Origin of the sequence: Mucilaginibacter sp. OK268, from assembly GCF_900103125.1 — a bacterium.
Taxonomy (GTDB): domain Bacteria; phylum Bacteroidota; class Bacteroidia; order Sphingobacteriales; family Sphingobacteriaceae; genus Mucilaginibacter.
On record NZ_FNJV01000002.1, the window covers coordinates 173,325 to 199,565 of the forward strand.

21 protein-coding genes and 1 tRNA gene are annotated in these 26,241 nt (G+C 40.9%); 13 read left to right on the plus strand and 9 right to left on the minus strand.

The window, feature by feature from the left end; all coding sequences use genetic code 11:
* Positions 1 to 26 precede the first annotated feature (26 nt).
* Both BLR84_RS06620 and BLR84_RS06625 read right to left on the minus strand, forming a co-directional pair.
* On the minus strand, positions 27 to 2,225 hold the full coding sequence (locus BLR84_RS06620; protein ID WP_090466249.1) for a DUF262 domain-containing protein: 2,199 nt from the start codon (positions 2,223 to 2,225) through the stop codon (positions 27 to 29).
* Complete coding sequence (locus BLR84_RS06625; RefSeq protein WP_090466251.1) at positions 2,222 to 4,012, minus strand: DUF262 domain-containing protein; 1,791 nt, start codon at positions 4,010 to 4,012, stop codon at positions 2,222 to 2,224. Before BLR84_RS06625 ends, BLR84_RS06620 begins: the two co-directional genes overlap by 4 nt.
* Before the next feature lie 226 nt (positions 4,013 to 4,238).
* Here BLR84_RS06625 and BLR84_RS06630 point away from each other — a divergent pair, with 226 nt between their 5' ends.
* Entirely contained in the window at positions 4,239 to 4,988 is a 750-nt protein-coding gene (locus BLR84_RS06630) for a helix-turn-helix domain-containing protein (RefSeq protein ID WP_090466252.1), read from the plus strand.
* Positions 4,989 to 5,425: 437 nt separating this feature from the next.
* Here the strand turns inward: BLR84_RS06630 and BLR84_RS06640 are convergent, their stop codons facing one another.
* From BLR84_RS06640 to BLR84_RS06650, 3 genes are all read right to left on the minus strand, one after another.
* A complete protein-coding gene (locus BLR84_RS06640; RefSeq protein ID WP_090466257.1) occupies positions 5,426 to 7,216 on the minus strand; it encodes a site-specific integrase in 1,791 nt (596 codons plus the stop codon).
* A gap of 307 nt (positions 7,217 to 7,523) precedes the next feature.
* Positions 7,524 to 7,597 (minus strand) — tRNA-Pro (locus BLR84_RS06645).
* A gap of 156 nt (positions 7,598 to 7,753) precedes the next feature.
* Positions 7,754 to 8,161, minus strand: coding sequence for a DUF4199 domain-containing protein (locus tag BLR84_RS06650; protein ID WP_090466259.1), 408 nt, complete (start codon positions 8,159 to 8,161; stop codon positions 7,754 to 7,756).
* A 253-nt stretch (positions 8,162 to 8,414) separates the two neighbouring features.
* Here BLR84_RS06650 and BLR84_RS06655 point away from each other — a divergent pair, with 253 nt between their 5' ends.
* From BLR84_RS06655 to BLR84_RS06695, 9 genes are all read left to right on the plus strand, one after another.
* Entirely contained in the window at positions 8,415 to 9,392 is a 978-nt protein-coding gene (locus BLR84_RS06655) for a YeiH family protein (protein ID WP_090466261.1), read from the plus strand.
* A gap of 94 nt (positions 9,393 to 9,486) precedes the next feature.
* Positions 9,487 to 10,632 (plus strand): methionine aminotransferase, encoded by a 1,146-nt coding sequence (locus BLR84_RS06660; protein ID WP_090466263.1) that lies wholly within the window; start codon positions 9,487 to 9,489, stop codon positions 10,630 to 10,632.
* 113 nt (positions 10,633 to 10,745) lie between these two features.
* Complete coding sequence (locus BLR84_RS06665; RefSeq protein ID WP_090466265.1) at positions 10,746 to 11,531, plus strand: amidohydrolase; 786 nt, start codon at positions 10,746 to 10,748, stop codon at positions 11,529 to 11,531.
* A gap of 668 nt (positions 11,532 to 12,199) precedes the next feature.
* Positions 12,200 to 13,474, plus strand: a complete 1,275-nt coding sequence (locus BLR84_RS06670) for a TolC family protein (protein WP_090466267.1) — start codon at positions 12,200 to 12,202, stop codon at positions 13,472 to 13,474.
* 22 nt (positions 13,475 to 13,496) lie between these two features.
* A complete protein-coding gene (locus BLR84_RS06675; RefSeq protein ID WP_255366871.1) occupies positions 13,497 to 14,600 on the plus strand; it encodes an efflux RND transporter periplasmic adaptor subunit in 1,104 nt (367 codons plus the stop codon).
* A 120-nt stretch (positions 14,601 to 14,720) separates the two neighbouring features.
* Positions 14,721 to 17,861, plus strand: coding sequence for an efflux RND transporter permease subunit (locus BLR84_RS06680; RefSeq protein ID WP_090466271.1), 3,141 nt, complete (start codon positions 14,721 to 14,723; stop codon positions 17,859 to 17,861).
* A 1,086-nt stretch (positions 17,862 to 18,947) separates the two neighbouring features.
* Entirely contained in the window at positions 18,948 to 19,505 is a 558-nt protein-coding gene (locus tag BLR84_RS06685; protein ID WP_090466273.1) for an RNA polymerase sigma factor, read from the plus strand.
* Positions 19,506 to 19,554: 49 nt separating this feature from the next.
* Positions 19,555 to 19,971 carry a hypothetical protein gene (locus tag BLR84_RS06690; protein WP_176851979.1) on the plus strand — a complete coding sequence of 139 codons (417 nt, stop codon included), beginning with the start codon at positions 19,555 to 19,557 and terminating at the stop codon, positions 19,969 to 19,971.
* A gap of 111 nt (positions 19,972 to 20,082) precedes the next feature.
* Positions 20,083 to 20,298 (plus strand): hypothetical protein, encoded by a 216-nt coding sequence (locus tag BLR84_RS06695; protein WP_090466275.1) that lies wholly within the window; start codon positions 20,083 to 20,085, stop codon positions 20,296 to 20,298.
* A 126-nt stretch (positions 20,299 to 20,424) separates the two neighbouring features.
* Here the strand turns inward: BLR84_RS06695 and BLR84_RS06700 are convergent, their stop codons facing one another.
* Positions 20,425 to 20,922 (minus strand): VOC family protein, encoded by a 498-nt coding sequence (locus BLR84_RS06700; RefSeq protein WP_218128234.1) that lies wholly within the window; start codon positions 20,920 to 20,922, stop codon positions 20,425 to 20,427.
* A gap of 479 nt (positions 20,923 to 21,401) precedes the next feature.
* Here BLR84_RS06700 and BLR84_RS06705 point away from each other — a divergent pair, with 479 nt between their 5' ends.
* Together BLR84_RS06705 and BLR84_RS06710 are read left to right on the plus strand one after the other, a co-directional pair.
* Positions 21,402 to 22,001 (plus strand): hypothetical protein, encoded by a 600-nt coding sequence (locus BLR84_RS06705; protein ID WP_090466277.1) that lies wholly within the window; start codon positions 21,402 to 21,404, stop codon positions 21,999 to 22,001.
* A gap of 29 nt (positions 22,002 to 22,030) precedes the next feature.
* A complete protein-coding gene (locus tag BLR84_RS06710; RefSeq protein ID WP_090466279.1) occupies positions 22,031 to 22,693 on the plus strand; it encodes a Pr6Pr family membrane protein in 663 nt (220 codons plus the stop codon).
* Positions 22,694 to 23,033: 340 nt separating this feature from the next.
* Here BLR84_RS06710 and BLR84_RS06715 read toward each other — a convergent pair whose 3' ends face one another.
* The gene (locus BLR84_RS06715; protein ID WP_090466280.1) at positions 23,034 to 23,231 is read right to left on the minus strand and encodes a hypothetical protein; all 198 of its coding nucleotides are present in this window, start codon (positions 23,229 to 23,231) and stop codon (positions 23,034 to 23,036) included.
* A 203-nt stretch (positions 23,232 to 23,434) separates the two neighbouring features.
* Positions 23,435 to 24,292: a glycoside hydrolase family 16 protein gene (locus BLR84_RS06720; protein ID WP_090466282.1), complete on the minus strand. Its 858-nt coding sequence runs from the start codon at positions 24,290 to 24,292 to the stop codon at positions 23,435 to 23,437.
* A gap of 226 nt (positions 24,293 to 24,518) precedes the next feature.
* Here BLR84_RS06720 and BLR84_RS06725 point away from each other — a divergent pair, with 226 nt between their 5' ends.
* Entirely contained in the window at positions 24,519 to 25,772 is a 1,254-nt protein-coding gene (locus tag BLR84_RS06725; RefSeq protein WP_090466283.1) for a metallophosphoesterase, read from the plus strand.
* 9 nt (positions 25,773 to 25,781) lie between these two features.
* Here BLR84_RS06725 and BLR84_RS06730 read toward each other — a convergent pair whose 3' ends face one another.
* Positions 25,782 to 26,186, minus strand: coding sequence for a VOC family protein (locus tag BLR84_RS06730; protein ID WP_090466285.1), 405 nt, complete (start codon positions 26,184 to 26,186; stop codon positions 25,782 to 25,784).
* Positions 26,187 to 26,241: the final 55 nt, after the last annotated feature.

A 26,241-nucleotide genomic window follows, 5' to 3' on the forward strand; every position in this document is an offset into this window, starting at 1 on the left:
AACAAAAGACCAGTAATCGAAAAGCCTTACTTAGCGGCCCATTCCAGTAATCGCTCGAATTTTTTCGTTCCTATACCCTTTGCCGTTTGCAACCAGATCACCCTACGCATGTTAATTGCCCTGGCCTGATTATACATTTGAATGAAATTTTCGCTGTTAAAGTTATTTTTTAATTTATCGTCGATCTCCCAACTGTAAAGTTTTGCGAAATTTTTTCCGTTATTCCAGTTCCATTCAACATGCCTGTGCGTCATAACCCACTTGCTTAACAGGTAATAAATATATATCTGCTTTTTCAAACCGCTTTCCGCCAAAAGCTCAGCAATATCTTTGTATTGCTTTAAAAATGTTTTTTCCCTGTCCTGTAGGAATTCATCCAGAGCCCCCGAACGCCATTTGTAAAACTGATAAGCGAACTGCAGAAAATCCGACAACTTGAAATAATCCCATTTCCACCTGGCGCGACTGTCGTCCAGTTCGTAACATCGCGTAACGATCAGATCAGCTCTGATTTGGTCTTCATGGTTTCTCAGCTCCCTATAGGTCAACAACATTTTTTTAAACTTTTTGAAGTCAAAAACTTTTGTCTCTTCAAGGGTCCAGTTGATAAGGAATAAAATCGAGCCGTTATGATTTATCATATCTTCTGCCATCCAGCACAGGTCTTCCAATTGCACACGTACATCGCTGTCTTTAATTAGGCCGAGTTTAAGTTTTTCTTCCTTGTTGATGATCGTTTGGGCTTTAAAACCGAGCAGTTTGACCACATCCTCAGTTGGCCTCAACCGCTTGATAAGTAGGAGTGCCTGAAGAGTTTGCGGACCAATTGATTTGCCGATATTGTCATCCAGTGAGGAGTTATGAAAGAATCGGATTAACCTGAAAATATTGTGAGGGTCTTTACGCTTGCCTTCAGCAATAACTTTTTTCACGAAATAAAGTGCGGGCAAAAGCTTATAAAGGTCTATCAATATTAAAGCTTTGTCTGGCCTTATCCAGGATTTACTAAGAAGATCAAAACGACTGTAAAACTTGTATTGTTTCTTAATAGCCGAAAGCTCTTTAGGGAGATCTTCATAAAGATACTTGATAGCCCCAAAAAACAGGTCTATTTCTGTCATGTCCAGGTAAGCAACGTTATATTGGCTCTCATCAGGCCAATGCATGACCTCAATGATCTTTTTTTTATCCAAAGCCTCCTCGTTGTCGTCATCTGCAATGGATTGTTCCATCTCAACCATTCTTATGATCTGAATCCACCTTAAAAATTCGTTAAAACCCGCATCGGCATTTGACCTGCTTTTTTGTTTATTGCGGTGACGCCAGAAAAAGTCCTGCCAAATTTCCCACCGTTCGCTCCAATATAATTCGTTATAACCTGCTTTCTTGAGCCTTGCCGGTTCAAATAGTTTTCCCCGGACATTTTCATTATCAGCAAGCTGTTGCCCTCGGGAATTCATCGTTATATATAATTCTTCCCCTTGGAAAGTTTCTTCAGTTCGAAAGTGCCAGAAACGAACCTGTGTTTTCAAAAAATCGTAATATAAAACCTTATCACTCCTGAAAGTGGATTCCATCAATGTTAAGCCCGACACCATTGCAGAAATGGTCGGATCGTCATGATAGTTTGAAAGGAACCAACTTGTCTTTTTTATTCCTGCGATATCATCAATCGAACTGACCTTAGCAATCAAGTCGACCAGAAAATTATGCGTCAGGCTCCGGACCCTGTAATCAAAGGCTAATTGGCCAGAGCTTTTATCATAGCGAAGAAAATCCTCAAAGTTGACCTTACGCCTTTCTTGTATTGCAAAATAGAACAGAAGCAAAAACAATGTAGTGATCCGCTGTTGACCGTCTATAAGATTTATGTCTTCATAGGTATCATTGAATACATTATAGTTTGGTTTGTAGGAATACAGGAAACCGATATTCATGTAATCATCCTCCCAGTTGCTTTTCTTTAACAGATTTTGTAAATTTTCCCTAATATCGTCGTCGGCACCCGGCAACACGTTTTGAATGAATGCTTTGGTTTTGTAAGTGATCGAGTTTTCGGAAAACCTTTCAGCCCTTGCTTCGCGGATGTCTTCGCAAAAGATGGTCAATATTTTTTGGGGGTTATTACCCCAAACGTATTCTCGCTGAATTTCCGGAACGATAAGGTTATATCGGTTCAGTAGGTCTTCTACTGAAACTTCTTCCATGGTTTGATGCTGGCTCATTTGCTGCTGAAGAATTCTATGATCTTGTCATTGATCGAGTTTGAATTAGCGTTGATATCAAGATTTGTCCAATGTAAAAGATCAAAGTTCTCGTCATCCGGATCATTGATGTATCTGGTAAAAACGTTGAAAGTGTGTGGCTGAAGGTAATTACCATCGTGATAATGCCTGACTACTCTGCTTCTTTTATGAGCATAGGGTTTATTTTTTATACTCCGATTCAATTTTGCTGCAAGCAATACAAGGTTCCCGATCGCATGTGTTTTATACGCATTGGTATGCAAAGCAATAAACTCTTCGACCTTGGTCTTGTATTCTTCATCTTCAAGCATAATGTCAAATAAGGATAGATCAAATTGACCTTTAGGATCCGCGACGATGTAATTATTTAAAAATTCTATGTAATCTTTCTTTTCTGTTACTTCCGCGGGATTTTGCGGGAAAATATGTTCAATATCCTGTTCTGTCCTTGAAAACGCTTTACTCGGCATGTTCGCATGATCTTCACGCAGCGCATAAGTAATATCCATTAGAATCAGCGTTCGTATCAGTTTATCTTTGTTCTTTTCATACCAGTTGCTAGTTATATCACTAAAATCCGGGAGGTTACCATCACTCTCAACTATCGTTTCTTTGATCATTCCTCTTAATTCATCAATAAAGTTAGTGCGCGTAGCCGACCCTTTCCACATATCCCAAACTTTTTTAAAGCCGAACGTTGCGGAAGAAAGATGGGTAAACAGAAAACCCAGATAATGATATATTTCTTTATCCTGATGCCAATCCTGCATAGTATAATGCAACTCCAGAAGTTCAGTATAAAATTGCAACATTTCGTTACTTCTCTTCTCGTAATCTTCTAAAGCCAGCAACTCGCTTCCGCATTTTTCAGAAAAGAGCAAGTACAGCAAGTTTATCGGATATTGCTCATCATTAAAAAGTTTTGTTCCGTTAACTGTTTCGTCAGACTTGATTTTGATAAATTTCCTGAAGTAATCTTTAACCTTTTTTTTGCCCCACCACTGATTGATCAGATCGAGATCAGCACCAATCTTCAACCTTCGCTCATTGATACGTACAATTCCTTTAATATTACTTTCTCCAAAATTTAATTCCTGTGCGGCTCTTGTGATAATCATAGCCCTTAAAAGATCAGCTCCGTCAAGGGGCACTCTTTTACTATTTAAATTGATGAAGATCTTTTCTTCACTTTCAGTAGTTTCTATGTTGTTGACTATAAACTTAACATCGTTCCGCAGCTTGTGCCACATCTGATCCTTTGCTCCGGGACGGCTTTTGAACCATTCCGCTACAGCCTGGAACCCTTGGTATAGATAGAAGATATCCTGGTGGTCATATTTGGCGTTTTTTGAAATAAAATTAGGCCAGCTGGAACTGTCGATCTTAGGGGATACGACCGTGATGAAGGACTTCATAAAATTGTTGGTTTCCGTTCTTATACTGTTTGGAGGAAATAATACTTTGCCTTCAACAAGTTTGTAAGCACCGAGAAATGATAGTATCAGGGTCAGTGTAGTTAGACGCTGCTGACCGTCTACCACATTGAAAACATCTTTATTCGGAACCAAAGTGATGTTTTGAAGGCAGTAAAACTTGCCATCCTGCTCCTGAAAGTCATATATATCTTGAAGTAGCTTCTTGATAGAAGCAGGTTCCCATTTGTAGCCTCTTTGGTATAATGGTATGTTATAATATCGCTTGTTATGGGCATTAAGATATCCGTTTGCGGAAAATACTTCTTCGACAGTGTAAAGGAGCTGACTCATTGTGTAAGGCTTGATAAAGCTTGCAAACTAATGAACCCCTCCCGAATTGTGAAATATTTTTTTTACAATCAAGAATTTAAGTCCCAACAGTATTTGTTCTGAAGTCAGACCTTTTATTTATAGATGACGAGGACGGGTTGATATTACGCAGTTTAAATAAAAAATTATTTCGGTAGTACCGAAATACTCATCACTCTTAGTTTTAAAAAGGTCTCATGTTTGTGCTATGGAACCGTTTAATTTTAATGAACTTCCCGAAGTCGTTCGTCTTCTTTTCGAAAAAGTTGAATCAATTGAACAGATTATACTAAGCCTTAAACCTGCCGAAAGCGGAACGGAAGATCTGTTAAATGTTGTTGAAGCCGCTGCCTTTCTCAAAATATCTGAAGCTTCACTTTATTCCAAAGTAAGCCGAAAAGAGATCCCATTTTCCAAGCCGGGAAAGCGACTTTATTTTAGCCGCAATGAACTACAGGAAGTCTACGCAAGGAAAGATGATAACCTGTTTATTAACGGAGTCATCAATACCGATCCGAGCGGCAAGGATAAGCCGACCATCATCTTCCTTCATAAAAACGAAGCACAAAAAGGTAGTTTTAAAGCCGCGGTGCAGGGACATATCGCCGAAACCTTCGCATTTTGGAAGGAGGAAGAAGCACAGATAGCCGTTTCCATCCATAGCAAGTTGATCGTCATCGATCCTTTTTCCGAAAACCCAGTGGTTATGACGGGTTCACATAATATGGGTGAAAAAGCAAGTAATAGCAACGATGATAATCTTAATACAATTACCGGGAATCCAGATATTGCAATTGCGTACGCATTGGGTATTTTTAGTATCTATAAACATTACTGCTGGCGTTTCTACCGCTCTAAAGGCGGCGAACCAAAATGGAACGGCCTGCAGAAAACCCCGGATTGGCAGAAATATTATGTGGACGGAGATGGACAAAAACTGGTTGATTTCTGGCTCTAAAATCAACAGATTTTCTTTACTCAAGTGTTGATTCCGGGTCGGCACCAAGGCCTTTTATAATTGAACATTTATTGAGGCCAATTTCTTCAAATCTTCCATAAAAGAGTTCGAAAACTGCGGTCGGAAGGTCACTAAATTTCAAAAACCGCTTCTAATTGCATTAGAGGCGTTTTTTTGTTTTTAAGCTATTTTCAAATACTGCTTTTCTGCACGATAGAGGCCCTTTTTGAGTTCGGAGCCTCGTTAAGGGCGACTCTGCAAGACACACTCATAAAATTGGTCCGGTTTTGAATGGCATCTTCCCTGAAGCCAACCTCAGCCAGTCCATCGGTTTGCAACCTGTTATTTTTTTAAATCCCTCTAAATATCGAAAGCAGCCAATTTCTTCAAATCCTCCATAAAAAAGTTCGAAAACTGCGGTCGCAAGGTCCCATATTCTAAATTTCAACCCACCTGAACATCCCGTTGTCAAACACAATCCGCCGGAAATCAACTTTAAACTTTCCCTCCCGCAGATATCTCGAATTATTTAAAATTGCTGTGGCATTCGGCATCAGGTGGCTCTCCCCGAAATAGTCTATGGTTATTACAGACCACCTTGCCCGGTCATAGAAATCAAACCAATCCTCAAACTCCCCACCAAGTCTGTATTGAATATATTCGCTGTATGTTATATAATCCACTGAAATTTTCAACCCTTTAAACTTGCCGCATTCACGCAAAATAGGCGCTATCCATTCTTTTGTTTCAACAAATGCCCCTAATATCATCTTTCTGAAACCATCATGACCGGAAAAAACATCCCGATCATTTACTGTGTATTCACTGCGGTCAATTGCAGCCAGCCCAGAAAAAGCATCTGTATCTGCCGTATTCCGATGGGTATCGTATCCAACAATTTCGGAATTGACACTTAGCAACGGTCTCACATCTTGTCCAGCCACTGTACCTCCTGCTGCAGAAACAATGCTAACCAGCTTAGTTGGCTCGTCTACTCCGTTTTTCCTCGTTTCCAGCCGCTGCTTCAGACCCGACATATCTTCGCTGACTTTCTTTTCAACAACTTTTGCATAGACCTGTGTAGACCTCATCGTAGTATGGCCCAACAGTTTGCTTACGGTTTCCATAGGCACCCCGTTGACAAGGGTAACGGTTGTGGCGAACGTATGGCGAGCCACATGGAAAGTGAGGACTTTTGTTATCCCACAGATATCAGCTAACTCTTTCAGATAACTGTTCATTTTCTGATTGGTGAGCTGCGGAAAGATCGTCCCCTTTGATAGTGCCTTAATATTGTCCTTATATTGTTCAATGAGCGCCAGGGGCTGCTCCAGAAGCGGAACTTTAACTTCGATTCTTGTTTTCTGGCGCGAAGTGTTGATCCACAGCTCGCCATCCTGCCCTTTAACAACATGGCCTGGTGCAAGATTCATAACATCGACGAATGCCAGGCCTGTATAACAGCAGAAAACAAAAATATCCCGAACAACCGCCAGCCTCAGTAATTTAACGTCCTTATGTTCCAACGCAAATAGCTCGTCGGCCGTTAAATACTCCTTTTCAACCATGTTGAACTTCAACTGAAATTTCTCAAACGGATCGCGGCTGATCCAGCCCAGACGGAACGCGAGGTTGATCATTTTTTTTAGCCTTTCGAGGTGTTTCATGATCCCGTTGTTGGTTAGCGGCTTCTGATGATCGACTGGTTGATGGTTTCTCAGAAAAATTTCCAGATCCAGGATAAATTTGTAATTCAGTTCAGACAGGTAATATTGCGACCTTCGGTACTTTGTCTTCACAAATTCCCGCATATAGCGCTGAGTCGTGTAATAATTCTTCATTGTCCCCCGTGCAAGCACCCCTTCCGACATTTCATTGTGATAGGCGGCTATTTGTTCGAGCGTATGCTCCTTTTCAGCATTACCCTGAAACATATCTTTGATAACGTCAGGAGTAATTATTTTTCTTTCGAGCTGGAGATCCCGGTAACACTCCCCTATGGTCTGCCTGACCTCTTCAATGTAGCTGTTGATTTCACGTCCTTCTGCTGTATTTGCTCTTGCCAGGGCCTTGCCGGTGTTCCAGCATTTTACCGGTATTTTCCTTGGAAGGGTTAAGAATGATTTTTGTCCGTTTACGGTGATTGTTGCCTGGAGCGGCGCTTTTCCATCTTTTTCGCGGTCCGATCTGACTTTGAAGGAGATGCCAAAGCTGGTTAAAGCTTTCATGTTGTTTGGTATAAATTGATGCCTTTTGTGAATTCTGGTAAAAAAAATTCACTCAAAAGGCTTTCAATACCCCGCAAAACGAGTCAAAAAACGACCATTTTAAACCAAGGTAACCATCTGGCATACAGATGTTTAAACCACTTTATGGAACCACAAATTTAAAATTTAAATTCTGGTACCACAATTGGTATCGTACAACTTGAAAAACTTTGATTTATTTTGGTATTCCGGGGAAACCCCTGAAAACACAAAACCCTGTAAATCAACAGATTTACAGGGTTTTGATTTGATTTGGTATCGACTTCTGTCGGGATGGCAGGATTCGAACCTGCGGCCTCCACATCCCAAATGTGGCGCGATACCGGGCTACGCTACATCCCGTTTCCGATTGGGTTTGCAAAAGTAGGATTTAAAATCAAGTTACAAAACTTTTTTTCAAAGAAGTTTCCAGTTAAACTATAACCTCTTCATTTGCACCAATTTGATTTTAAAAAAAAATCAAATCAATACCTAAAGAAAGCTTTAACAGTTAATAATTCAATCCAATTTACTTGCCCTGTTCATCAGTGCAAGCGAAACAGCTACGCAAATCAATACCCCAATCAAGGCCCCACCCAGTAAACGGCCGGAGAAACCCAGGAAGTTATTGCCCTGATCAACATAATTAAGGTAGACGAGCCCGGCCAGACAGGCAACGATACCACCAATGACTAATATTCTGAAACTTTGGAAAAGGGCCTCAAAAAAACTAAGCTTATTGTCCTTTTCGTTTTCCTTATAACTTTTCACACCCATATAAACTCCTATCAATGGTATTAAAATAGATAAATACTCAATAGGGTAAACATGATTACCTGAATTGCTGTAACCAAATGTGTGCATCACGAACAGCCAGGTTCCGCTAAAAACACCTACAACTAAACCACTAACAAATGCATTTTTCATGAGTTGTCAAAATTTGGCAGGACAGTTAAATTTACATATTAATAAAAGAAAAAGCAAGACTAATTGTTCAAACATATAAGTATTTTACCGGAACAACATTTCCTTATACCATAACATTTTAGATGGTTAATTACTCTTTGTTGATTACAATCTAAGTTCAGCATATAACTAAAAGTTATTCCGGATATTACTTTGTGATGAAAACTGTATGCATTAATGCTTCACCTTTGCGGTGTATTAAAGAAGACATCACATGCATACTCAAAATCAATTCGCTAATAATACCCATAACTTAATACTCAATGTAAGCACAAATGCACGCATAGTTATATTCATCATCTGTACAGCACTTTGTTTAACATCATTGATAAGCCCGGCAATAGCGCTGTTAATGGGGCTTACCATAGCTCAGTTCACCGGTCACCCCTACCTTCATTTAAATCATAAGGCTACCCATTTGTTGTTGCAAATATCAGTAGTAGGTTTAGGCTTTGGCATGAATGTACATAGCGCGTTGCAGGCCGGTAAAGAAGGGCTGCTTTTTACCATCATGTCCATTACCTGCACCCTGATATTCGGGTATTTGACAGGTAAATGGTTTAAGATTGAAAAGAAAACCTCCTACCTCATCTCGTCAGGTACAGCCATATGCGGCGGAAGTGCCATAGCAGCCATCTCTCCGGTTATCAAAGCCGAAGAAAAACAAATATCAGTTGCGCTGGGATGTATTTTTATCCTCAATTCTATAGCGTTGTTTATATTCCCGGTGATCGGTCATCATTTAAACTTATCGCAAAACCAGTTTGGTTTATGGTGCGCAATAGCTATTCACGACACGAGTTCGGTGGTAGGCGCGGCAGGTAAATATGGCACACATGCTTTGGAGGTTGCTACTACGGTTAAACTCGCCAGGGCTTTATGGATAATACCCATAGCTTTTCTGTCATCATTCCTGTTTAAAAACGATTCGCGAAAAATTAAAGTACCATACTTTATAGGCCTATTTATTCTGGCTCTGATTATTAACACTTACCTACCTGCCATATCCGTTGTTAGTCCGTATATTATAAAAATTGCGAAAGCTGGGTTAACGCTTACCTTATTCCTTATCGGAGCAGGTTTGTCCCGTACGGTTCTGTTATCCGTAGGTTTCAGGCCCCTGTTTCAGAGTATATTATTATGGATAGCCATATCTGCAAGTGCCTTATATGCAGTAACACATTGGGCGTAATTAATTTTCATATAAGAATAAATAATTTCAACAAACAAAAAAAACGTGTTTTTACGTATGGGTGGTTACCGTTTTTTGTTTATTTTTAGCCCCAATGATACCTGTTGTTTCAAAACTCCCCCAAACTGGCACAACCATATTCACCATCATGTCGGCCCTGGCCAACGAGGTTGGTGCAATAAATCTTTCGCAGGGTTTTCCTGATTACGATTGTTCGCCGGAACTCATTGAGCTGGTGAACAAGGCTATGAAAGATGGCCACAATCAATACGCCCCGATGGCCGGTGTAATGAGTCTGCGAGAAAAAATTGCCGAGAAAACAGAAAAGCTATACGGAGCTGTTTACAATCCGGACACCGAGATCACGATAACTGCAGGAGGCACACAAGCTATATTTACCGCCATCAGCGCGGTTATACACCCCAATGATGAAGTGATCATTTTTGAACCTGCTTTTGACTGTTACGCTCCTGCCATTAAACTGATGGGGGGCGTTGTAAAATCATTGGCGCTTGAACCACCAAACTATCGCATTGCCTGGGATATGGTAAAAAGGCTGATCAATCATAAAACCAAGATGATCATTCTTAACTCGCCTCAAAACCCAACATCTACCATATTACACCGGCAGGATATTGAGGAGTTGAGTGCTATAGTTAAAAACCAGGACATACTGATATTGAGTGATGAAGTATATGAACACCTGATATATGATGGTGAAACCCACCATAGCATGGCCCGGTATCCCGAACTGCAACAACGCAGTTTTATAGTAGCCTCATTTGGCAAACCTTTTCATGCTACCGGCTGGAAAGTAGGTTATTGCATGGCCCCCGAACACCTGATGACTGAGTTCAGAAAGATCCACCAATTTTTAGTATTCGCGGTAAATACACCCATCCAATATGCCATTGCCGAATATTTAAAAAACGAAGATACCTATTTGGGTTTACGCGACTTTTTTCAGCAGAAAAGGGATTACTTCAGAAAGGGGCTTGAACAAACCCGATTTGAGTTATTACCTTGCTACGGCTCATACTTTCAATCAGTTCGTTACAGCAATATAACCGATGAAAAAGACGCTGACTTTGCCATTCGCATGGCGAAGGAAAACGGGGTGGCCTCTATACCTGTTTCAGCCTTTTATACCAAGGGAATTGACCACCATGTGTTACGATTTTGTTTCGCCAAAAGGCAAGAAACCTTAGATAAAGCCGTTGATAGGTTGTTGAAGGTTTAATTTATGGTTAATATATTGTTTATAAACCATAGTTTTGGTTAATAGCAATAAGACTGGGTGATTGTAATTCAATTACAGAGATCTGTCATCTATGAACTACTAAAATACTGCTTATGGATAATCTTAAAATTACTGTTTTTCAAGGCTACCTTTTCTGGGAAAATACCGATAAAAACTTACAGAACATCTCTTTGAGATTATCAGGCGGGATACGCGAAAAAACCGACCTTATTATACTGCCCGAGATGTTTAGCACCGGTTTTACCATGGATGCTGAGAAATTAGCAGAGCCGATGGACGGTAAAACCATGAAATGGATGCTAAAAACCGCTCAGCAATATGATTGTGTAGTAACCGGCAGCATTATTATAAAAGAAGGTGATCAATTTTACAACCGCCTCATCTGGATGCGCCCAGATGGCAGCTATGAACATTATGATAAGCGCCATCTTTTTGCATTAGGTAAAGAGCATAACACCTACACCGCAGGTACCGAAAAGCTTTTTGTTGAACTTAAGGGATGGGTAATTTGCCCGGTTATATGTTACGATCTTCGCTTTCCGGTATGGTTACGCAACGTTAACGAAAATGCTTATGACCTACTCATTGTAGTAGCCAATTGGCCCGAACGCAGAGCCTTACACTGGCGTACCTTGCTGCCTGCACGCGCTGTGGAGAACCAGAGCTATGTAATTGGCGTAAACCGCGTGGGCCATGATGGCAACGAGGTTTATCATTCCGGCGATTCAACCTGCATCGACCCGAATGGTAACGTGGTATATTACAAACGCGACGAAGATGATGTATACACCTTCTCGATCATAGCAGATGAGGTTAAGAAAGCCCGTCGTGCTTTGCCTTTTTTAAAGGACGCGGATGGGTTTGAAATAGAAATCTAACCGTTGCTGCCCCAATCAGGAATAAGAGAATTAATATCGAGTAATGAATTTTGAATTTCCAACAGCGAAATCATTATTCCATAGTCTGTACCCGATATTATACTTCATAATCCTTAGTTAACGTGAGTTCGATATAAGAACCCCTTTATGTCATTTCGACAAACAGCGACGGACAACACGAAGGCGTGAAGGAGAAATCTTCTGCGTAGTGCGAGGCTCCATTGCAAATCGCAGAAGATTTCTCCTCCTACGTCGTTCGAAATGACAACCTTTAAGATCCCCTCAGAACTCCTCTCATCGTTATAAAATACACATAATTATTTGATTATCAATTAAATAAATAACATAAACCATAAAAAGTGTAAACCATGTAAACCCACTTTTTAACAAAATGGCCCGCCTTTTCAGGGATTATGTTTAGGGGAGAATTAGCTACAAGCTTCTTAAAAGTCCCCCTTCCGGGGAAGGTTGGGTGGGGTCTTTTGCCGAACTTATTTTAAAAACTTCACATAAGATATTTTTTTAACATTTATATTTAACTGCATTTAAACTTCATGCAGCTTATCTTGTATCGCGAATTTTAAGTTCTTTAATTTATATCATTAACCCATCTTCATGTAAAATTCATACCTATTATGAATTTTTGTACTGTTGAATAGACGAGGACTATGTATAAAATAAAACCCCTGCTTTTTTTATCAGTCGTACTTTTAAGTTTTAGTACTACCCGGGCCCAGGCCCAAACTGACACCGTTAAGCTTACCTTTCAGGATGCTGAGAAACAATTTCTTGAAAACAATTTAAGCCTTTTAGCCCAAAAGTATAATGTAGAAGCGTCAAAGGCGCTCATACAACAGGCCAAACTTTGGGACAACCCGGTATTAAGTACCGATCAAAACATCCATACCGGTGGCAGCAACAAATTCTTTGACCACAGTAAAGGTCAGGGACAGGTATTTGTGCAATTAAACCAGGTATTTACCACTGCTGGTAAACGCGGGAAACAGGTACAAATGGCTAAAGATGATGCCATGGTACAGGAAGCTGCTTTTAACGACTTGATGCGCAACCTGCGTTATAACCTCCGGCTCGATTTTAGTCAGCTGGCTACGTTTAACGCTCAGCAAAAGGTTTATGAGAACGAGATCACCTCGGCCACTAACCTGGTTAAGGCGATTCAAAAATCATACGATTCGGGTAATACATCCATGAAAGACCTGATCAGGCTTAAAGCTTTGCTTTTTGGCCTGCAGAATGACATGGTAGAGAACAACCGCCAGATCAATGATCTGCAAACCGAGCTAAAAACTTTGCTGCAAACCAAAGAGACCGCTTTTGTTGATCCTGTCATTAATGATAAACCAACCGAGAATGTAGCGCTTGATATTCCTTCCTTAATTGAACAAGCCAAAACGAGCAGACCGGATTACCTGTCGAACCAGTACCAATTGAATTCAGCCACACACAACCTGGCTTATCAGCGGGCATTGGCGGTTCCTGATATTACCATTGGTGCATCTTATGATAAGAACAGCAACTATGCCCCTAACTATTATGGTTTGGAGATCGGTTTGCCCCTGCCCTTTTTTAATCGTAACCAGGGTAATATCAAATCGGCCAAGTATAACATCCAAAGCCAGGAAAGCACTTTAAAACAAAGCGAACTTCAGCTTAAAAATGATGTGGTTGCCGCGGTAAATCAATATAAATTAAATCAACAGCTATTCACTACGCAACAGGTTGAATTTAATGAACAGTACGATAAATTATTTAGCAGTATGCTTAAAAGCTTTCAGCAACGGCAGATCAGCCTGATTGAGTTTGTCGACTTTTTTGATACATATAAAGATACAAAGCTTAAGATCTTGCAACAGCAGTATAATCTTCAAAAATCTATTGCCGATCTTAATTTTGCTGTTGGTATTCCTGTAATTAAATCCTGATAATTTTTATAAATATAAAATAATGATGAAAAGAGAAACGCTGTTATCCGGCATCTCCGCTTTACTATTACTTGCTGCCTGCAAAGGCAAGCCTCAACCTGTAGCAGCAAACCTGCCTGTTACCGTTAGCGACTCGATGGCGCGTATGATAACTATTGATACGGCTAAAACCACCGCCATGAAAGAGGAACTCAATCTTTCGGGTGAGGTATCATATGATGATAACAATGTGATCAAAGTATTCCCTTTCGCTGGTGGCCAAATACAAGAGGTTAAGGTTTCCTTGGGCGATAAGGTTACCAAGGGCCAAACACTGGCTGTGATGCGGAGCGCAGATATTGCCGGTAATTATACAGACCTGACAGCAACCCGTTCAGACCTGGCCATTGCCAAACGTCAGCTGGAGCAGGCAGAATATCTGTACAAAAACGGTATATCAAGCGAGCGCGACTACACAGAAGCCAAAGAAAACTATAATAAAGCAGCGGCAGCCAGCACCAAAGTTCAGCAGCAAATCGCTATCAATGGCGGTGGCAATACCTCAGCAAGCGGTTCGCTGATCATTAAAGCTCCTGAGAGCGGCTATATCGTCGAAAAAAATATTACAGCCGGAAGTTTTATACGTCCGGATAATAGCGGCAACATGTTCACCATCTCCAATATGAAAGATGTATGGATCTGGGCCAATGTGTTTGAATCTGATATCAGCAAGGTAAAACCTGGCTATACAGCAAAAGTAACTACAGTAGCTTACCCGGGTAAAGTATTCATCGGCAAAGTTGACGCGATCAGCTCGGTTCTTGATCCCGACAATAAGGTTATGAAAATAAAAATCGTTTTGCCTAACACGGATATGTTACTAAAGCCCGAAATGTTTACCAACGTGGTGATCTCTAATAACGATAAGGCTCAATCGGTAGCGGTACCGGCAAAGGGGGTTATTTTTGATAACAGCAAATATTATGTTGTAGTATACAATAGCAAAAGCGATTTAAAAGTACGCGAAGTAAGCGTAATTAAAACGGTTGATGATGTAAGCTATATCTCATCGGGCTTAAATGCCGGCGATAAGATCATATCTAAAAATCAGCTATTGTTTTATGATGCGCTAATGGGTGATAAATAGATTTTTTATTGGTATCAAGTAGCTAGTATCAAGTATCACGACTTCTAAACGTGGTATTTACAGCCACCAAATGATCTTGATACTAGCTACTTGATACTAAATTAATTACAAGATACTAAAATGAATAAATTCATTAAAAATATAATCTACTTTTCATTAAGGCACCGCTACTTCGTGTTTTTCATGACGCTGGTATTGGTCGTGCTTGGTATATGGAGCTACCTTAATACCCCTATTGAAACGTTCCCTGATGTTACCAATACACAGATCATCATTATAGCCCAATGGCCGGGCCGTAGTGCGGAAGAAGTTGAAAAAATGATCACCATACCTATGGAGACCGTTTTAAACTCCGTACAGAAAAAGGCTAACTTGCGTACTACTTCCTCATTTGGTTTATCCTATGTACGCATCATTTTTGATGATGACGTGGACGATGCCTTCGCGCGGCAACAGGTATTAAGCCGCCTGGGCAATGCCGACCTGCCCGATGGTGTAAAACCTGAAGTAGAACCACCTTACGGCCCTACCGGCGAGATATACCGCTACACGCTTAAAAGCCGTACCAAAACCATCCATGAACTTACCGCCATTCAGGATTGGATCCTGGATCGTCAGTTTAAATCCGTACCGGGTGTTGCCGACGTAAACAGCTTTGGTGGTGAAGAAAAAACTTACGAAGTAAGTGTTAACCCCGCCCTGTTGCAGAAATACAGCCTTACCTCATTAGATGTATACAACGCCATCAACCGCAGCAATATCAACGTAGGTGGCGATATCATTGAAAAGAACGACCAGGCCTACATTGTGCGGGGCATCGGTTTAATCAATAATATTGATGAGATCCAGAACATCATCGTCAAAAACGTAAACAATGTACCTATACTGGCCAAAGACGTTGCCGAAATTAAAGAAAGCGGTCTGCCCCGTTTAGGACAGGTTGGACGCGACAAGCATAACGACGTTATTGAAGGCATTGTAGTAATGCGTAAAGGCGAAAACCCCGCCGAAGTTTTAAAACGGATCCGCGATAAAGTTGCCGATCTGAACAATAACGTACTGCCAAAAGATGTTAAGATCGATACTTTTTACGATCGTACCAACCTAATGGATTTTTGTACCGAAACGGTTATTCATAACCTTTGCGAGGGCATTATCCTGGTTACCGTCATCGTGTTCCTGTTCATGGCCGACTGGCGTACTACGCTTATTGTGGCCATCATTATACCGCTTGCCCTATTATTTGCCTTTATATGTTTGCGTCTGAAAGGCATGAGCGCCAACCTGCTCTCGATGGGTGCCGTCGATTTTGGTATCATCATCGATGGTGCCGTGGTGATGGTAGAAGGGATATTTGTGGCCCTCGACCATCGTGCCAAAGAAGTAGGGATGCAAAAGTTTAACGGTCTTGCCAAATTGGGGTTATTTAAAAATGTGGGCTCCGAAATGGGTAAAGCCATATTCTTTTCCAAACTCATCATCCTCACCTGTCTGGTGCCTATTTTCGCCTTCCAAAAAGTTGAAGGTAAAATGTTCTCACCGTTGGCCTACACCTTAGGTTTTGCATTATTGGGAGCATTGATATTTACCCTTACCCTGGTGCCGGCTTTGTCCAGTATATTACTGAGCAAAAACGTCAGGGAAAAACATAACCCTATTGTTATATTCTTTGAGAAGGGCATCCGCCGGATGTTTAATTATACCTACCGCAATCAAAAACTAAGTTTAATTGTGGCCGTATCCTTTATGGCGGTAACCTTCTTCTCGGGTAAATTTTTAGGCAGCGAGTTTTTACCGCAACTTAATGAGGGCGCTTTGTGGGTAACCGCGCAATTACCGATGAGCACATCGCTGGAGAGTTCGGTAAATGTCACCAACAAGATGCGCGATGTACTGGCAACCTTCCCCGAGGTAAAGCAAACCCTGTCGCAGGTTGGCCGTACCAATGACGGTACCGACCCTAAGGGTTTCTTTAACGTACAGATCCAGGTCGATCTGAGGCCTAAAGACCAATGGAAAAGTGGCCTGACCCAGGAAGAGTTGATCGCCAATATTGATAAAAAGCTCAGCCAGTTCCCGGGTATTATTTTCAACTATTCGCAGCCTATTATTGATAACGTTGCTGAAGCTGTTGCCGGTGTACCTGCCTCCATGGCCGTAAAAATATTCGGGCCCGATTTTGATGTACTTGACCATAAAGCCGACTCCGTAATGGATGTCCTGAAACATGTACAAGGCGTTGAAGATCTTGGTATACTGCGTAACCTGGGCCAACCAGAATTCAGGATCGAACTTGACCAGCGCAAAATGGCCCTTTACGGCGTATCAACTGCCGATGCCAATGCCGTTATTGAAATGGCCATAGGCGGTAAAGCGGCTACTACCCTTTACGAGGGAGAGCGTAAATTCGATATCCGGATCCGCTATCAAAAGCCTTTCAGGGATACCCAGGATAAGATCGAAAACCTGATGGTACCTACCATGAACGGGGCTAAGATCGCTATCAAGGAAATATCAAACATCACCACCCAAACCGGGCCGGCCTTTATTTATCGCGATAATAACATGCGTTATATAGCGGTTAAATTTTCGGTACGTGGCCGCGATTTAGGAAGCACCATCGCCGAGGCGCAGCAAAAAGTAAATGCCGCCGTTAAGCTCGATCAGGGATATTCCTTTACCTGGAACGGTGAATTTGAAAATCAGATCCGCGCTTCAACTACTTTAGCCCACGTGGTGCCAATATGTTTGCTGGTTATATTCCTGATACTGTTTATCACCTTTGGCAATGCCAAAGATGCTGTGCTGGTTATTATGAACGTACCATTCGCGCTTATTGGCGGTATATTGGCATTGCATATTACCAATACCAACTTTAGTATATCGGCAGGTATCGGCTTTATAGCCCTGTTTGGCGTTTGTATCCAGAATGGGGTGATATTGGTATCCGTTTTCCGCAAGAATCTCGAAGAGCGCATGCACCTTAACGAGGCCATACTGGAAGGCGTAATTTCAAGGGTACGCCCGGTGGTGATGACCGCCCTGATGGCAGCCATCGGTTTACTACCCGCGGCTGTATCAACCGGAATTGGTTCCGAAACCCAAAAGCCATTGGCTATTGTGGTGATAGGCGGTCTGGTGACCTCAACCATACTAACCTTACTAATATTGCCGATCATTTACGCCATTGTTTACCGCTTAATTCACAGGCGCGAAAACCGTAAGCTTTTGAAAAAAATGGGGGTGGTACGTAATGCTTAAAAACTTTTTAAACCTTAAATTTTAACAAATTTTCAATCGAAAACGGGTGAAAAACGCATCACTTTTGCCCGTTTTAACAAAGTTTTAACGCCATTTTAACACTTTTTAACAAATTTTTGAGAGGTTTTGAAAGGTTTAAAAAGTGTTAATAAACTAATAATCAAATAACTATATAAAAATCGATCGATTTTTGTCCCTTGCGGACCTTAACTAAAGAGCCCCGGTTTCCCATTATTCAGGAAAACCGGGGCTCTTGGTATATACAAATATACGAAAAATCAGTGTGATATTCTTTGCCAGTTGATACCAAACTAACGTGGTTGTCCGGGCGCAGACGACTCACCCCGCCTGCGCTTCGCTGGGCGCCCCTCTCTTCGCCTGCGGCGGAAAGAGGGTGGGGAAATAATGGTGTCTTATTTATAATCTCTTTTCTCCGTCAGCAGAACAGCTTCGGGCGAAAGCAGGCAGAACATGTTAGCCTGTGTGGTTGCAGGGGCATTAGCAAACCTCGCCGAAGCGTGGGGGTAGTGCGAACGAAGTAGCGGCGAGGTTTAGCAGCCCGTGGTTCTGTTTGATTTGCAGGGCAAAGGCCTTGTGCGCAAAGAAGCATTTGCTGACAAGCCTTTTGGTTACTTTGTGGCTACAAAGTAACTGGCCCTCCCGCGGCCAAGAGCGGGTATACGCCAAGTAATAACTTTTATCCCACCAAAAAAATCAGTATATTTGTATATACCACAGCCCGGTTTCCGATCAAAAAGGAAAACCGGGCTATTTTGTTAAGACAAAATATAAGCCAAAAACCACCAGTTTTACAATCAAATAATTGACTATCAATCACTTAATACTTTTTAAAGTTTCAAAAACTCACCAAAATCGTGTTAAAATTTGTTAAAAAGTGTTAAAACGAGGGTTTTTCGATCAATTTTTGGCTCTTTTTCCCCCGTTTTTGACCAGAAAAGTGTTAAAATTTAAGGTTTAAAAAGTTTTTCGGCGGGGCAATTAATTTTCTTTAAAATAATTTAAAATGTTTTTCATCGCCAATCGTCTTTATCTTTAAAGGAGTGAAAAAAATTGATAACCGCCATAATGCCCGACGATAAGAACAGCCAAATTATACATACTATAAAAGCGTATGGTAAAAGCCTGTTGGGTTTTATTCGCCGGAGGGTAAAAAACGATGCCGATGCCGAAGACATTCTGCAGGATGTCTGGTACCAGTTTAGTTCGGTGCTCAATTCAGAACCTATTGAACAAACCAGCGCCTGGCTTTACCGGGTAGCCCGCAATAAAATAACCGACAAGCATAAAAAAAAGACGGAAACCCTATTGGACGATATGCTTACGGGTGAGGATGAGGAGGACGACACAGCCGATTTCAAGGCTATTTTATTCACCGAAACCAGCACTCCCGAAACTGAATACCTGCGCAACCTGTTTTGGGACCAGCTGTTTATTGCACTGGACGAACTACCCTGTGAGCAAAAGGACGTATTTGTATGGCATGAACTGGATGATATGTCGTTCCAGCAAATTGCCGATATCACAGGCGAAAAAATGCAAACCCTGGTATCACGAAAAAGATACGCGGTATTGCATTTGCGTAAACGCTTACAACAATTGTATAAAGAAATAACAGAATATTAAATGATGACCGGCACAAAGCCGGTCGCACAAAAAATTAAAGATCAAGAAAATGAAAAAAGTATTTTATTATAAAGGGCGTTTCATATTTATTCCGCTGGCAGTTGCCGTCTTCCTGCCGCTCATCAGTTTTGTGGTGATGCAGTTGTGGAACAATTTATTGCCCGATATTTTGCACCTGGGTACTATCACCTTTTGGCAGGCCATGGGCATATTTATTTTATGTAAAATATTGTTCGGCTTTGGCAAAGGCGGCGGGCGCCCTGGCTGGGGTGGCGATGGGTTTATGCGTGCCCGCATGACCGAGCGTTTTAAAAACATGAGTCCGGAGCAACAGGAAAAATTTAAAGCCAAAATGCGCGACCGTATGTGCAACTGGAAAGATCGCGGCGGCCCGGGCTTTAGCAAGTTCGGCCCAGAATGGAACGATTTTAAAACCGAAGAGGAAACTAAAGCGAGCGGAGAGTAATAGTGAGGGGTGAATAGTGAGCGATCTCAAATTGACAGAAAACAATTTACATCCATTCACTACTCACCACTCAATAATTCACTAAATCAATAATTCACTAATTATTTAAAGATGGATGTGCTGATATTTTCAACAAGCGTTAAAGAACGGCGCCAGGTGAGCAGGGTAACTACCTTGCTTACCAAATTTCCGGCTATTATGCAATGGAACTTTGACCTGGACGATTGCGATAATATATTGCGTATTGAAGCCGAAGGCGTATGCCCGCGCCAGATCGAAACGCTTTTAAAAAAAGCAGGCATCCAGTGTCAGGAATTGGAATATTGAGAAGCAAGATATTAGAGTCAAGAATCAAGACAGGGAAATAATAGGTTAATTCGCCTTTAATTTTCTGAAAGATTCAGATCAAGCCCTTGTGTTTTGCTTTTGTCCTGGCTCTTGATTCTAACGAACCTATTTCCCCTTAGCCGGGCTATTGATCTCGATCCAGTATCCGTCAGGGTCCTGAAAATATAGTTGCAGCACACCATCAGGTCTTAAAGTAGGTTCCTTACTATCACCTTTCCAGTTACCATAAGGAATATGCAGTTCATCAAGCCTTTTGGCAAATTCTTTTACCGAACCTACTGCAAAGCAAAGATGCTCGGTGATATCGTGCTTATAGCTGCAATTGCCTTGTATAGCATGTAGTTTTACATGATTCCCCAAACTATACCACTGGTGCAAGGTGTCGGCAAAGGGATTCGGCACTTTTTGCAGGTGCATCACTTCGGTATAAAAGGCAGTACTTTTTTTAAGATCGTGCACACAAATAGCAATATGATCAACTATAGGTGCGGCATCAGTTGCGGTTTGGGCCTGGCAAAAGCCGGGTAAAATAAATGCCGCCAACAAGATCGCCCATTTTAGCCTGCCAGCCTTATGCGTACTTAAATTCAAGAAAATGTTCATGTTAAGTTTTGGTTTTAAAGCCTAAAGATATAGGTTTAAACGAAGTGCCGGTCAAGGTCAGTGAATTGTTACTTAGCAGGATACTTGTGGATTAAAATCGCGACAGGGCACATAAAACACAGAATTGTGACGGTTCCAGTCGTCTATATCTATTAATCCGGATCGGGTTTGATAATGTCTGTCATCGGTGGGGCACTTAACCACATACAAACCAGCCTCACTTGCTTTGATCACCGGACGTGCTCCACAAGTTTTGCAAAGTTTGCAGTAAATAGATTTAGGTATGGTCAAATAGCCATTCATAACATTTTTTTACGGGTAATATCCTGATGTTGTTACCTGTGTACTCTAATTTACAGCATAAAAGTGGATTATAATGGAAAGCATTTTATTCATTTAATTAAGTGTTGCTATTAGTCTTTATTGAAATGTGTTTGAGCATCGGTTTCTTTTATTATATTTAAAACCATTTAAACTTTATGCAACCAACCTTAGAACAATTAAGCGTTACCTATAAAAACCTGCCTGATGATAAACTCACCCGCCTGGCAGTTACCGAAGCAGCAAGCTTACGACCAGAAGCCCTTGAACTGCTAAAAGCCGAAATAAAAAGTCGTGGATTGGATGAGGGGATTACACGGGGTATAGATGTGCAGTTAAATAACATAGACGATACCCAACTCCATAACTACCTCTCCCTGATACGCAACCAGGCTTGCCCCATTTGCAGTAATAGGTCCCAACAACTTAATGCGGCCTTGAGCGGTACAGTTATTAGTATTATAATATTCACACATTACAAAAAAGCGTTTTCCATCGGCTGCCCTGCCTGTTTAAAAAAGGCAAATCAAACGGCCACTTTAAAAACCGCGTTATTGGGCTGGTGGGGACTTCCATGGGGCCTCGTCCGTACGCCGCAGGCTTTGATCAAGAATATCAGAACCAGCAAAAGTTTAAATACAAACGAGCCTTCCCATATTTTAATAGATTTTGTAAAAAATAACGTAGGCATTATTGAAAGCATTAAAAACAACGATCAGTCATTACAGGTTATGCTAACTAATGTGAACAACAAATAGCATTACAATAAGCAAGCTGATCTCTAAACATGGAACACAGCCTATCTCCATACAAACCCAGTAAAGCTGCAACTATTTATGCTACAGTAGCCGGACTGGTAGTATGGTTTGCTTTGATATTACAGGTAAGCATCTCGATACCGGCTTATATGAAAGCAGGCCATAGTTTAATAGGCGCCATTATCCAATTACTGAGTTTTTTCACTATTCAAAGCAATATAATGGTTGGCGTTTGTTTGTGGACCTTATTACTAAAACCATCAAACGTTCTTTACAGATTTTTTTCAAGAGGATATGTACTTGGAGGAATCTGCCTATACATTATAGTAGTTGGACTGGTTTATAATATTATACTACGTAATTTATGGCATCCGATCGGCCTGTTTAAATTAGCCGATGAGTTACTGCACTCTGTAAACCCCTTACTATTTGTTATTTACTGGCTGATCTTTGCAAGGCAGGAAAAATTAAAATGGGCGCAGTCATTAAACTGGCTTTGGTTTCCGTTCCTGTACCTGGTATACACGCTTATCCGCGGAGTTATAACCCAGCTTTACCCCTATCCTTTTATTGATGCGGTTAAATTGGGATACGGTCAAATATGCATTAACTCACTTGTGTTATTGGTGGTCTTTTTAGTGCTTGGGCTATTACTCATCCTTATAACCCGCGTACTTAAACGCAACACCTGAATCAATACTCAGCAAAGTAACATCGGCGTGACTAATCATTGATATTCAAACTTTTATGCGATAAAAGTATTGTACTTATAACGTTATTAAAACAATAATATCATGAAAATTCAATTATCACGCCTCATAGCATTGCTTATATTGGCGACTATGGGCTTTACAAGTTGTTCTGCTTCTTATCGCGAAAACAGAAGACACCGCCATGATGACCATGGACACGAACATAATCAATACAGAAACTAAACAGCACATCCATAAAATAGGAAAGCCCTGCTTAACAGCAGGGCTTTCCTATTTTATGGTGTATTAACTTTAAAAATTTGTATTTAAATATTGATGCTTAATCGTTCCACAAGTAATTTTTATGTACCGATTTAGCCAGTTTATTTTGAATAAAGAAATCTTCTTTTTGTAAACACTCATTGGTGTGTATGTCTTCGTCAGCATTAATTTTTATTACGCTGCCGGCTACCTGTTCAACTATACTTGATAAGGTATGAACTTCGTTGTCTGGGATCTGAATTGTTAATATGGCCATAATAGTAGATGTTTGATGTTAATGATTGCTATTCAAAAATATGCAATTGCTATTTAGGCAATGTTTAAAAAAAGTAAAATTAGAGCCATAATTTGATGACAATTTTACATTTTTTGCATTTTATAAACAAACGCACTATCAAAGGCATGTATTATGTCTGCCATGGCTTTGTTACGCTTCTTTAACAAATTTTAACAACAATACTACTCTTTACCCCTGGTAACCAGCACCCAATCAACATAAACCTTAGCTTCGCCGGCCTTTATCTTATTAACGGTACTTTCTGATATCCCAAAATAAGGTTTGGCAACCTTATTGTATCCTGCCGGGTATCCCCCACCCAGGGCAAAATTTAGGATGATAAATTTTTTATTATCATAAGCCCAGCGGCCATATTTTTCGACCATGGGTTTGGTTACAGTATAAGTTACTTTATCGTCAACTTTAAATATCAGGCTGTTGGGGCTCCAGTCCACCGTATAAATATGCCATTGGGTAACATCTGTACTTGATTCAAAATGGGCCCGGTAGGCCAGTGGTGTATTACCAAAATAATTGGGGCCATGCAGGGCGTGGCTCACCCAGCTGGAATCGCCTATGGTTTCCATCATATCTATTTCACCACAATCAGGCCATTTACCGTTACCCAAAGCCCAAAATGCCGGCCATAACCCAGCGCCAGCGGTCATTTTCATTCGTGCTGAAGCCGTGCCATAAGTAAATTCCATTTTGCGTTGTGTATTGATACGGCCAGACATAAAATCATACCTTTTTTGCTCTTTGCTGGTAAAACCGGGTTTATATATGGCTTTCAGCACCAAAGCCCCGTTTACCGCGCCCTCCGCATCTTTACTTTTTACCATATATATAGTGGCGGCAGAATCAACATAAGCCTGTTGCTCGTCATTTACGGTATGGCCGGTAACTTCCACATTCCATTTGCTCCTGTCTAGGCTTTGTTCATTAAAATCCTCAAAAAATACGGTATCAATTTTAGTCTGCTGGGCATTGGCATGCAAGGCCATTAACAAGCCTGCAGATAATAAATAATATAATTTCATTGTTACGTTTAATTGAGGCTAAGATAAGAATCAGGAGCTAAGAGTCAAGAAGCAAGACTTGCCCTAAAATAGTCAGTTAAAACCAAGGGGTAAGAGTCAAGAAAACACCATTTGGTTTTGTCAATGTCATAATCTTAACCCTGACGTCCTGGTTCTTGACTCTTGTCTCTTGATTAGTGCCTCTAATCCACTTCTTTTTTTAAATTGCAGGCTAATACCCATTTATATGCACGGTAGCGGTTTTTTAAAAGTATTTCTTATTATTTCGGCCATCAGTTTATTGTTCGACTGGTATATTTTTTCCGGACTTAAAACATTAAGCGCCGATTGGTCATCGCAGCTGTGGCGTAACATTATACTGTTTGGCTATCTGTTTATTTCTGTTGGGGTTGTTGCTTTGTTCCTGATCGGTTTTGGCAGTTTTAGCACGGCCAATGGCATGCGCCCCTTTCATGAGTGGATACTGAGTTTGTTCATCACCTTTTTCCTGACCAAGCTTGTATTTGTGATTATTTTGTCGCTGGGCGATCTGGGCCGGTTTATTGTTGGCTTGTTTAACTTAGCGAGTCGCTCTGGCAACGAAACCGTATTCCCTGCCCGCCGTAAATTTATCAGCGAAATAGCTGTATTAGTTGCTGCTATTCCCTTTGCCTCTATGTTTTATGCCATGTTCAAAGGTAAATACGATTATAAACTACACCGCACTACCCTTTATTTTGATGATCTGCCGGATGCTTTTAATGGTTTTACCATAACTCAGCTATCAGACATCCACTCAGGTAGTTTTGATAATACCGAGGCTATGCAACGGGGAATTGATATGGCCAAAGCTCAAAAAAGCGATCTGTTTGTTTTTACCGGCGACCTGGTTAATAACGCCGCATTTGAAATTGAACCTTATATTGACCGTTTTAGCCAGATCAAAGCTCCTTATGGTCAATTCTCAATATTGGGCAACCACGATTATGGCGATTATATACACTGGGATAGTGAACAGGCGAAAGCGGCTAATCTGGATAAACTAAAGCAACATCACCAAACATTAGGTTATCGCCTGTTACTGGACGAAAATGTGACCATTGAAAAAAATGGTCAAAAAATATCGCTCATTGGCATACAAAACTGGGGGCGTGGTTTTATACAGCTTGGCGATTTGAACAAAGCGCTGCAAGGTGTGCCTAAAGACGCCTTTAAAATATTATTATCTCATGATCCAACTCACTGGGAAGAACAGGTACGGTATAACAAAACCAATATTCATCTCACCCTTTCAGGTCATACTCACGGTGCGCAGTTTGGTGTTGAAATTCCTGGTTTTAGGTGGAGCCCGGTAAAGTACCGTTACCTTGACTGGGCAGGTCTGGCGAATGAAAAAAACCGGTATCTGTACGTGAATCGTGGTTTTGGTTTCCTGGCATTTTCTGGCCGGTTGGGCATATGGCCGGAAGTTACCGTTATTGAATTAAGAAAGAAAGCGTAAACATGTTAATTAAGAAACTGTATTTTTCAACTCGGTCACAATGATCTCGTTGCCATACAGATCATAACAATGAAAAAAACTGTAAGCATCGGCATAAACCGGCTGAAGCTTTATTTTAACACCATTGGTTAAAAGCTTTTGATATAGAGCATCCAACGCATTAGTATACATTACAAAAGTTGGTTCACCTGCGGTTTGATTACCGACTCTTTGGTGATTGTTACTCTCATTTTTCAAAAACCATATTCCTATGGCATCTGCAGTATCAAACCCAATATGCAAAAATCGTTGACCTTCTGCTACGGTATAATCAACCAATACTTTGGCGTTAAAGTTGTTTTGATAAAAGTTTAGCGCATCGTTAAAGTCGTTAACAAGAATAATAAGTCGTCCTATGTGATTCTTTATCTCCATCTGCTTACCGGTTTAGGTAATCAAATATATGTTAATTTAAAGCATAATATACCAT

Bases quoted from the DNA above. Each gene is read 5' to 3' on its own strand.
- BLR84_RS06620 (WP_090466249.1), bottom strand. From the start codon at position 2,225: ATGAGCCAGCATCAAACCATGGAAGAAGTTTCAGTAGAAGACCTACTG.
- BLR84_RS06625 (WP_090466251.1), bottom strand. From the start codon at position 4,012: ATGAGTCAGCTCCTTTACACTGTCGAAGAAGTATTTTCCGCAAACGGA.
- BLR84_RS06630 (WP_090466252.1), top strand. From the start codon at position 4,239: ATGGAACCGTTTAATTTTAATGAACTTCCCGAAGTCGTTCGTCTTCTT.
- BLR84_RS06640 (WP_090466257.1), bottom strand. From the start codon at position 7,216: ATGAAAGCTTTAACCAGCTTTGGCATCTCCTTCAAAGTCAGATCGGAC.
- BLR84_RS06650 (WP_090466259.1), bottom strand. From the start codon at position 8,161: ATGAAAAATGCATTTGTTAGTGGTTTAGTTGTAGGTGTTTTTAGCGGA.
- BLR84_RS06655 (WP_090466261.1), top strand. From the start codon at position 8,415: ATGCATACTCAAAATCAATTCGCTAATAATACCCATAACTTAATACTC.
- BLR84_RS06660 (WP_090466263.1), top strand. From the start codon at position 9,487: ATGATACCTGTTGTTTCAAAACTCCCCCAAACTGGCACAACCATATTC.
- BLR84_RS06665 (WP_090466265.1), top strand. From the start codon at position 10,746: ATGGATAATCTTAAAATTACTGTTTTTCAAGGCTACCTTTTCTGGGAA.
- BLR84_RS06670 (WP_090466267.1), top strand. From the start codon at position 12,200: ATGTATAAAATAAAACCCCTGCTTTTTTTATCAGTCGTACTTTTAAGT.
- BLR84_RS06675 (WP_255366871.1), top strand. From the start codon at position 13,497: ATGATGAAAAGAGAAACGCTGTTATCCGGCATCTCCGCTTTACTATTA.
- BLR84_RS06680 (WP_090466271.1), top strand. From the start codon at position 14,721: ATGAATAAATTCATTAAAAATATAATCTACTTTTCATTAAGGCACCGC.
- BLR84_RS06685 (WP_090466273.1), top strand. From the start codon at position 18,948: ATGCCCGACGATAAGAACAGCCAAATTATACATACTATAAAAGCGTAT.
- BLR84_RS06690 (WP_176851979.1), top strand. From the start codon at position 19,555: ATGAAAAAAGTATTTTATTATAAAGGGCGTTTCATATTTATTCCGCTG.
- BLR84_RS06695 (WP_090466275.1), top strand. From the start codon at position 20,083: ATGGATGTGCTGATATTTTCAACAAGCGTTAAAGAACGGCGCCAGGTG.
- BLR84_RS06700 (WP_218128234.1), bottom strand. From the start codon at position 20,922: ATGAACATTTTCTTGAATTTAAGTACGCATAAGGCTGGCAGGCTAAAA.
- BLR84_RS06705 (WP_090466277.1), top strand. From the start codon at position 21,402: ATGCAACCAACCTTAGAACAATTAAGCGTTACCTATAAAAACCTGCCT.
- BLR84_RS06710 (WP_090466279.1), top strand. From the start codon at position 22,031: ATGGAACACAGCCTATCTCCATACAAACCCAGTAAAGCTGCAACTATT.
- BLR84_RS06715 (WP_090466280.1), bottom strand. From the start codon at position 23,231: ATGGCCATATTAACAATTCAGATCCCAGACAACGAAGTTCATACCTTA.
- BLR84_RS06720 (WP_090466282.1), bottom strand. From the start codon at position 24,292: ATGAAATTATATTATTTATTATCTGCAGGCTTGTTAATGGCCTTGCAT.
- BLR84_RS06725 (WP_090466283.1), top strand. From the start codon at position 24,519: ATGCACGGTAGCGGTTTTTTAAAAGTATTTCTTATTATTTCGGCCATC.
- BLR84_RS06730 (WP_090466285.1), bottom strand. From the start codon at position 26,186: ATGGAGATAAAGAATCACATAGGACGACTTATTATTCTTGTTAACGAC.